Here is a 7,608-nt window from a genome sequence, read left to right on the forward strand (position 1 = left end):
AATACCGCACGAAGATGGCATCTTCGCTGGATTCCTGAATGGCTTCTATCGCTTGGTGAGAGGAGGTCAGATGGGTAGGCGCTCGAAATCCGGAATCATCAAAGTCGAAGTCACATCGGAAAATCACAGTATCAACGTCGTCGATCGTGCTATCCAGCAGGAGGCCGCGAAGACGCTTGGTGAGAATGCGGACTTTTGTGGTGGGATGGAAGCGTCATTCACCATGAATCCTCCCATGAACAGTACGATGCGCCGCGAAGTTCTGCGCAAAGCCGGAACGATACTGACTCGCATCCGCACTGACTTGGACCTGCCGCTCGAGCCGGAACAAGGCCCGAACTCGGTCGAATAGCCGCAGGCCTGCCGCTTGGCCGGAACGAACCCAACCACGGCAGCAAGCTGCGTCACGGCTGTGGTCGATCAGCGAACTGCCCTACTTCACACCCAGACCGGGCTCCCTACGTTGGGGGCGATGATCTTGTGGTGGCCAAGGCCATTCGGAATATCGTCTACCTGAAAGCCAATTCGTTGGTCCGGGGCCAGTGGGGCGGGGGCGCGCCTCGTGTTCGATACGGAAAAGATGGTTGAGGTACCGCGGATGGATCGGTTCCCGCCGCCCTATTCGCTGCCCTGGGACTTGCATCCGTTACTGCCGGGTGGCGATGGAACAGGCCGAACGCTGCCCGCTGCCCTCCAACCGGGGCGGTTGGTGGTGTCGGACAAGGGCGCTGGCGAGCCCGCGTTCTGGCTCAGCGACGGTCCGGCCGACTATTATCTATGGAAGCGGTTGCTGGCCGAGCATCAGCAGACCGGGTTCTGGCCGCTGCTGCTCGGCAGCGATGACGAAGGCGGCCCGTGGGCCACGGGCGAGGTTTCGTTCGAGGGGGTGACTTCTCCCGCGGACCACGATCCGGAGGCCGTGCTGCGGGAGTGGTGGTACCGCTACGTCGTACTCGGCCCCGTCGACACGGCTCCGTTCGGCGCGGACTGGCCGGCCGGTCGAGCACCAACTCCGCTGCAGCGGTCCGATCCTGGCTACGCTGCTGAAAACTTCGGCGGCTCACTGCTCTACGACGACGACCTGTCGCGGTTGCGACTCGGTCTGGTCGCGGCTAGTTCGGCCGATTCCGTCGCCGCGATCGGCTGGCGGGAGGTTGCCGACCACACCACTGACGTCGCCGAGATATCGGCGGTGTTGCGGGATTGGGAGCGGCGTTATGGGACCCGCGTGGTGGCGATCGACGATGGCGCACTGCATCTGAGTGTGTCCGCGCCACCCGGGAACCGCGACGAGGCCCTGCGTGTCGCGGCAGAGCATTACGCGTTCTGTCCGGAAGACACCTGGGAAACGACCGACGCGCTTATCGACAACAAGATAACGCCGTGCTCGGGCACGGTCCTGGCGGAGTATGCCGAAACGCTCATCAACCAGCCGATCTGGTTTTTCCATTGGTACTGATCCGGATCAGTGGCTCGTCGCACTCGGCTCCGACGAGCGGGTCGCGTCCGGTTCGGAAGCTGTCCGCGAAACCATCGGTCCAGCCGATCCGGAGCTGAGGCCAGGGCGTCCCCGCGCGGATCGAGCAGATCAGATGAACGAGTTGTGATTGGCGATCGGCAGAGTGTGCAGACTCATTGATCGTCACCACCGGGGGATCTCGTAGGGCGCCACTACAACTCGGACCGCGTCGTCGACACCGCCGTATTTCTGTGTCGCTCGACAGCGGTAGAAGGGTCGAGTCGCTGCCCGGCTTGTGTGGGGATCAGAACATCGACTGATCGGTCGATGTCGGTTGGGGTGGGCGTCGTGGTGAGGGCAGTGCCATTGCGAGTTCTCCACGTCGGGCTGCCCGCCGCCACCGCTGTGCGGAGTCGATGGCACGCCGGATCTTGCGCACTGTGGGTACCTGTGTGAGCAGGTGCAGTTGATATCGCCACGGCATTTGCGGCCCGTGCCGAGTCGCCATCGCATAGGCGAACTGCACGGCGCCGCGGTCGAGATAACGGTCGGCGTGTTCGAACCAGGTCATGCTGGTGCGGGCGGCGGCCTGTATCGGGCGAAGCGCGGCGCGCCGCTGCGTATCGTAGTTTTCCAGCGCGTCGGCGATCTCGGCGTGCTCGTAGAGGTTCTGTGCGAGCACGACGGCGTCGACGATTGCCAACCGGGTGCCCGAGCCGATGGTGAAGTGTGTTGTGTGGGCCGCATCGCCGAGCAGCACCACGTTGTCGTGATACCAGGTCTTGTTGGTTATCTCGGGAAAGGTGCTCCACCTTGCGATCTCGTCTCGTGTCTTGCTGATCAACGAGTGACCGTCGAGAAGGCGGGTGAATATGTTCTCTAGAACACGCAGGTTCTCCAGATTGTCCAGCGAGTCGAATCCCAGTCCGTGCCAAGTCTGTGGTTGGCACTCGACGATGCAGGTGCTGATTTTTTCGGCGACCGACGGGTAGGCGTGGAACCAGATCCAACCGGCCGAGGTGTGTTCGAAGGCGAAGGTGAATCGGGTGAAGACCTTGTCCGTACCGAGCCAGATGTATCGATTCTCGCCGAGTGTGATGGACGTGCCGAATTGATGATTACCCAGTTGCCGTACTCGGCTGTTCGCGCCGTCGGAGGCGACGATGAGATCAGTGTCGTCGAAGCCGGACAGATCGTGGACCTCGCGCTCGTGCTGGACATCGACGCCCAGGTCGCTCGCCCGTCGGGAGAGTATGTCCAGCAATGCCGACCGGCCCATGCTGAATCCGTAGCCGCCGAAATGTGCGGTCTGGTTGTCGCGCAGATGGATTGCCTGTTCACGCCATAGGACCGACCCGGCACGTACCGCCTGCGCGCTGTCGGGGTCATTCCGATACAGAATGTCGAGCAGGTCGTCCCAGTACACAACGCCCCAGCCGTAGGTGGATCCGAGGGGATCGCGGTCGATCACCGTGATGTCGTGGGCGGGGTCGCGTCGCTTCATCGAAATAGCGAAATACAACCCGGCTGGCCCGCCACCGATACACACAATCTTCATCTCGTCACCAGCTTCAGCCCGGTTGGTCGAGCCGGGTTTCACGTGATCAGTACTCGATGCGACCGAGCCCGGCACGCTCTGCGTGTCCGGGCTCGGTCACCGGTGCTAGAAGCTGCCCCAGCCACCCCAGCCGGGTGGGTTCCACCAATTCCCCCAGCCGGGGTTCCATCCCCAGCCGCCGCCACCCCATCCCCAGCCGCCGCCGTGACCCCAGCCGCCACCACCCCAACCCCAGCCGCCGCCGTGACCCCAACCGCCGCCGCCCCAGCCGCCGCCGCGACCCCAGCCGCCGCCACCCCAACCACCGCCGCCCCAGCCGCCGCCGTGTCCCCAACCGGGGCTGTCGACGAGTTGGGTTGCAGACGTGGGCGTCGTTGCGTGCGCGGTAGGCGCTTGCGCCGCGGCTACGACGACCGGAACCGCAGCAGCTGCGGCTATGCCGGCGGCGGCCGCCAACCGCGTGAACTTTGTGTGTGAATTCTTTCTCTCGGTCATGATAGGGCTCCAAATGCTGTCCCGACCTGCTGGAATTCTACGCGGTTTCGTTGAACTCTAGAAGTCTCCCCGTTGACCCATCTATAATGCTCGGCGCATTCCCCACAGTTGCCCGATCCGGGGATGCCGGCGTACTCGGTGGCGGAGGGAGCCGGTGGCGAAGGGCGATACGAGCCACGTCGGAGACCGCGACAGTGACGAAGCTCTGGCAGCAACCCGGCCACGGCCCCTGCCGTTCCGGGGCCGGCCAGTCCGCGGGGAAACCACGCCGTCTCTATTTCGGATCGCCGTGCAGAACGTGCTTCTCAGCCGCCGAATCTGTTGCGCGCCATCGCCGTACCGCACGGTAGGGGTCACCCGTTCATGCTGCGTGATAAGGCTCAATCGCCCCGCGCAGCGACGGCGCCCGGTTCGTCGGGACCTCACTGGATCGGCTATGCCGCAGCCTGCCAGTGCCCGGGGCGAGCGATCATGCCGAGACTGGGTTGCCGGAGATCGTTGCCGTCAGGGTTGGTCGCGTACCCGCAGCCTTTGCACACACTGCGTCGCAACGGCTTTCGGGCATGCCACCGATCAACGTCTGTTACGAGCTTGCGCCCATCATCTGCTGCCCACACCGACGCTGGCGGATCCGGTCGAGTTCCTTCTCAAAGAGTGTCCTGAGATCATCACGCATATCGACGGCGCACCAGACGTTCCGCAGCGACGAAGCCCAGCGATGGGGCAACACCCAGTTCCATGCCGCCGAACGGTCGTCGCGTGGTCGAAATGTTGCACGGCGACCTCGCTGAGCGCTGGCAGAAAAGCACTGCGGCCGTGCTGTTCCTGTTCGTCGCCGCGTTGGTGGGCTATCTGATCTTCGCCCTGGCTGAGGACGCCGATCAGGTGTCGAACAGCTGGATGTGGACGAAGCGGGTGGACGGGTCTCGCTCGTCCACGATGATGATCCGGTTGACCGATTTTCCGTCGGGGCGATGGTAGACGTCCTCGGCCTGCAGGATCGACGGCGAAGTCTCCAGCGGCGGACCCGCGATGGTGTTCTCGGCCACGCGGAAGACTTTGGTCAGTGGCACGGAGAATTTCGATGTGGCCAGCAGCAGGGTAAGGCCCTGCGGATCGGTGGATATGGCTAGCCGGTAGAGCGTGTCGCGACCGTGCTCGGATCGGGCGCCGAGCAGGGAGGCATTGTCCGGGATGACGATGCCGCCGAATTCGGAAGCCTGCCTGGCGGTGTCGGTGTCCTTCGCGGCCTGAGTGGGCTCCGGCCGGTGGTCGTCGTCATGTTTTTCGCTGTTGCAGCTGGTCATGCCGACCGTCACGGCCATGAGGCCGGCGACGACGCCGGCCAGCTTCAACTGCCGGATTCCGAGCGTTGGGTATCTCATCGGGTGGGATCACTCCTCTCGCCGTCGCGTCCGCCGGGCGTCCCTGGCAGGTTCACCGGTCCGTTCGACGGTACTGTCCCTTCGAATCGCCGGACCTCGCTGGATCCTGCGATGTCGTACTCCCGCGCCAAGCCCGCCGTGTGTAGCGCTCCCATGCGCTTGTCCGAGACGGTGATGCCGGCGATCTCGGTGCTCTTGTCACCGTCCCAGTTGTAGCGGTCGTGCACGTGCAGTTTGTACTCGGCGGTGATGCTGGGCTGGGCGCCGTCGGTCGGTTTGTGCACTGTCACTACACCGGTGGCCGACAGGTGGATGCCGCCCATCGCGAAGAACCAGTCGTCACTGAGCGCCCGGGTGATGTAGAACCCGCTCCATTGCGACTGGAATTGCACTGGGTTGTCATAGTTCTGGGTGGCCGATGCTTCGGTGGTGATCCGCCGGATCTCTGTCTCGGCTATCGAGGTTGCTTTGGTGTGGGCCGCGGATACATCTCGAAATACGGCGTCCGCGTTGATGGTCAGTAGCTTGCCGGTGTTGTCGAGGTAGTGGTTCAGGTGAGCGGAGGCATGTGTCCAGCCCGCGGCGTCTGCGGCCACGGACGCCGCGGCGGCTACCTTGGCGAAGGCGACATCGTCGGCGCGGCTGTAGATGGGTTGTGAACCCCACGCGCCCTGCCCGGGATCGGCCGGCGGTGCGGGGAGTGGTCCAGGAATCGGTGCCATGGTTTCTGTTCGTTCGTCGTTGTCGAATGCGGTCGGGTCAGCCAGCGGATTCGATGGTGTGTTCCCACCAGACGTTGTCGCCGTATCCGTACCGGCTGGCGCCCAGGTCCACGCTCACTTTGTCGGGCAGTTCGAATGCGCTCGGGTTGTACGAGGGGGCGTTTCGGCCCGGTTCGTAGTTCAAGGCGTCGGAGATCGACTTGATGGTGGTCGAGATCGTGTCCTGCCGGGTTGCGGCCGATTTCTTCAACGTGTCGATAGCCGAGGAGATCTGGGACTTCATGGAATCCTGCATGGGGCTGTTGATCAGCTGTGCCCAGACGCCAAGGGGGAGGGTGAAATTCTGGAAGTTCATGGACTTGGTGATGGTGTCGGCCAGGTCCATCGCCTGGTTGTATACGAGGCGTTCGAGGAGCAGCCCGCCGTTCTCGACGATCTTGGCCACCGCGTCGAGGTCGCTGCTGCGTCCGGCGATCGATTGTCCGAGACCTGTTGCGGCGGTTCCGAACGCGGTCGAAGCTGCCCCGGACCAGCTGTTCTGCAACCACCTGGTGCCGGTGGAGAGGTTTTCGGAGGTGAGGTAATCGTTGATCCCGAGCAGGCCGATCCGTTTACCCACCGATTGCAGTGCCTCCCAGTCCGCCACGAGTGGGGAAAGGTAGTCGGCGACGGGTTTGATACCGATCGCCTGGCTCAGGGGCTCGTCGTAGGGGGTCAAGATCTCGATACTCGCGGTGACCACCTGGCTGACCGTGTACTGGGCCTCGTGCACGTCCGGCAGGGTGGGGAGCTGCAATCCGCTGAATCGCGATACGCCCTGTGTCGAACTCGTTGCGGGCACGTCCTGCCCATCGAGGGCGGTCGTCGCTGCCTGGGAGATGGCGTCGGCGTGCTGGTCGTCGGAAGTCTGGTACCGGTTGTCCGCAGTGCCCAGGTTCGTGCCGAGTGCGTCGAGGGCGCTCAGGTCGTTCTGGTGTCCGCTGGACAGTGTGGTTTGCAGTCTTTGAATCGATGGCGTCAGCGTGGCCAGCTGTCCGGTCGTCCCGGTGGGTAGTGACAGCATCGGCAGCAGCCGGTTGGCGTTGGAGGAGAAGTTGGCGCCGAGATCTTGTAGATCCAGCCGGAAGCCGGCGAGTTTGGATACGTCGACAGTGAAATCAACCATGCCATCCCCCGATCAACCTACGCTGGCGCGATCCATGGAGCTGTCGCGGTGCGCCTTCGGACTTTAGCATAGCTACGGATCATGCACCGCCACAGCGTCTTTCGTGTCTGCCGCACTGGAGCCATGGATGCCACCGTGTGCGGTAACGCCCGGCCGAACTCTGCACAACCATCACCCGGTTCACCAACCGGTGTGAAGTTTGGAATCGAAACCGGTACGCGCCGAGTTGACTGACGTAGGGCCGCGGCGGAGGCGGGGTTGGCAATGCCGAATGGCATACACAACCGCCCGGAATCCGGTGAGGGCATTCGCCAGGGAGGCGCTCGTCTGTGGGTTCTATTGGGCGGCTCCGTCGAGACGAACACTGCTGGCCACATCGTGAGACGACCATGACACGCAGCTGGCATCCGCCACGAATTCGGGGACCGTACAGGGCTATTCCGGACCGATGGGCGGGTCCGAGTCCTGATGGGGTCGATGGTGACCACCGCTCGGCCGACACGGAAGTGCAAGGGCTGATGAGCACCTGGAAGGGCACGGCATATCACGTCGACATTTGTGGCTCCGGCCATGGACCCGTTCCGCCTTGTCTCCCGACAACGCGGAATTACTGCCGCCCATCGCCATAGAACGTGTTGAAAACCCCTGGTGCCCGACAATTTCGGCTACTGGACAAGAACCCTTTCCAGTAGGTTGCACAGCGCCCCGACCAGGTGGACCAGCGTGTCAGTGCCCGTGTCAGCCTGGCGTCAGGGTGGTGTCAGGCCAGACACCGAGAGTTGTCGGCATGACGAAGAACAGCACCTCCTCGACCGACTCGAGCT

Annotated in this window: 7 protein-coding genes; 2 read left to right on the plus strand and 5 right to left on the minus strand. The window is 63.4% G+C overall.

Annotated elements, in window-relative coordinates:
• The first annotated feature begins 70 nt into the window (after positions 1-70).
• Positions 71-352 (plus strand): hypothetical protein, encoded by a 282-nt coding sequence (locus tag AB0L58_RS41460; protein ID WP_364396680.1) that lies wholly within the window; start codon positions 71-73, stop codon positions 350-352.
• 246 nt (positions 353-598) lie between these two features.
• Positions 599-1,459, plus strand: coding sequence for a DUF4253 domain-containing protein (locus AB0L58_RS41465; protein ID WP_364396683.1), 861 nt, complete (start codon positions 599-601; stop codon positions 1,457-1,459).
• A 304-nt stretch (positions 1,460-1,763) separates the two neighbouring features.
• On the opposite strand, the gene AB0L58_RS41470 is transcribed toward AB0L58_RS41465, so the two are convergent.
• The 5 genes from AB0L58_RS41470 to AB0L58_RS41490 all read right to left on the minus strand — a co-directional run bounded on the left by AB0L58_RS41470 (position 1,764) and on the right by AB0L58_RS41490 (position 6,784).
• On the minus strand, positions 1,764-2,963 hold the full coding sequence (locus AB0L58_RS41470; RefSeq protein ID WP_364396686.1) for an FAD-dependent monooxygenase: 1,200 nt from the start codon (positions 2,961-2,963) through the stop codon (positions 1,764-1,766).
• Between the two features lie 159 nt (positions 2,964-3,122).
• Positions 3,123-3,512, minus strand: coding sequence for a hypothetical protein (locus tag AB0L58_RS41475; RefSeq protein WP_364396689.1), 390 nt, complete (start codon positions 3,510-3,512; stop codon positions 3,123-3,125).
• A gap of 881 nt (positions 3,513-4,393) precedes the next feature.
• Complete coding sequence (locus AB0L58_RS41480) at positions 4,394-4,897, minus strand: hypothetical protein (protein WP_364396692.1); 504 nt, start codon at positions 4,895-4,897, stop codon at positions 4,394-4,396.
• Complete coding sequence (locus AB0L58_RS41485; protein WP_364396695.1) at positions 4,894-5,619, minus strand: hypothetical protein; 726 nt, start codon at positions 5,617-5,619, stop codon at positions 4,894-4,896. Before AB0L58_RS41485 ends, AB0L58_RS41480 begins: the two co-directional genes overlap by 4 nt.
• 37 nt (positions 5,620-5,656) lie before the next feature.
• A complete protein-coding gene (locus AB0L58_RS41490; protein ID WP_364396698.1) occupies positions 5,657-6,784 on the minus strand; it encodes a hypothetical protein in 1,128 nt (375 codons plus the stop codon).
• Between the last annotated feature and the right edge of the window lie 824 nt (positions 6,785-7,608).

The organism is Nocardia sp. NPDC052112, from assembly GCF_040680135.1.
GTDB lineage: Bacteria > Actinomycetota > Actinomycetes > Mycobacteriales > Mycobacteriaceae > Nocardia.

Bases quoted from the DNA above. Each gene is read 5' to 3' on its own strand.
- AB0L58_RS41475 (WP_364396689.1), bottom strand. From the start codon at position 3,512: ATGACCGAGAGAAAGAATTCACACACAAAGTTCACGCGGTTGGCGGCC.
- AB0L58_RS41470 (WP_364396686.1), bottom strand. From the start codon at position 2,963: ATGAAGCGACGCGACCCCGCCCACGACATCACGGTGATCGACCGCGAT.
- AB0L58_RS41490 (WP_364396698.1), bottom strand. From the start codon at position 6,784: ATGGTTGATTTCACTGTCGACGTATCCAAACTCGCCGGCTTCCGGCTG.
- AB0L58_RS41460 (WP_364396680.1), top strand. From the start codon at position 71: ATGGGTAGGCGCTCGAAATCCGGAATCATCAAAGTCGAAGTCACATCG.
- AB0L58_RS41480 (WP_364396692.1), bottom strand. From the start codon at position 4,897: ATGAGATACCCAACGCTCGGAATCCGGCAGTTGAAGCTGGCCGGCGTC.
- AB0L58_RS41485 (WP_364396695.1), bottom strand. From the start codon at position 5,619: ATGGCACCGATTCCTGGACCACTCCCCGCACCGCCGGCCGATCCCGGG.
- AB0L58_RS41465 (WP_364396683.1), top strand. From the start codon at position 599: ATGGATCGGTTCCCGCCGCCCTATTCGCTGCCCTGGGACTTGCATCCG.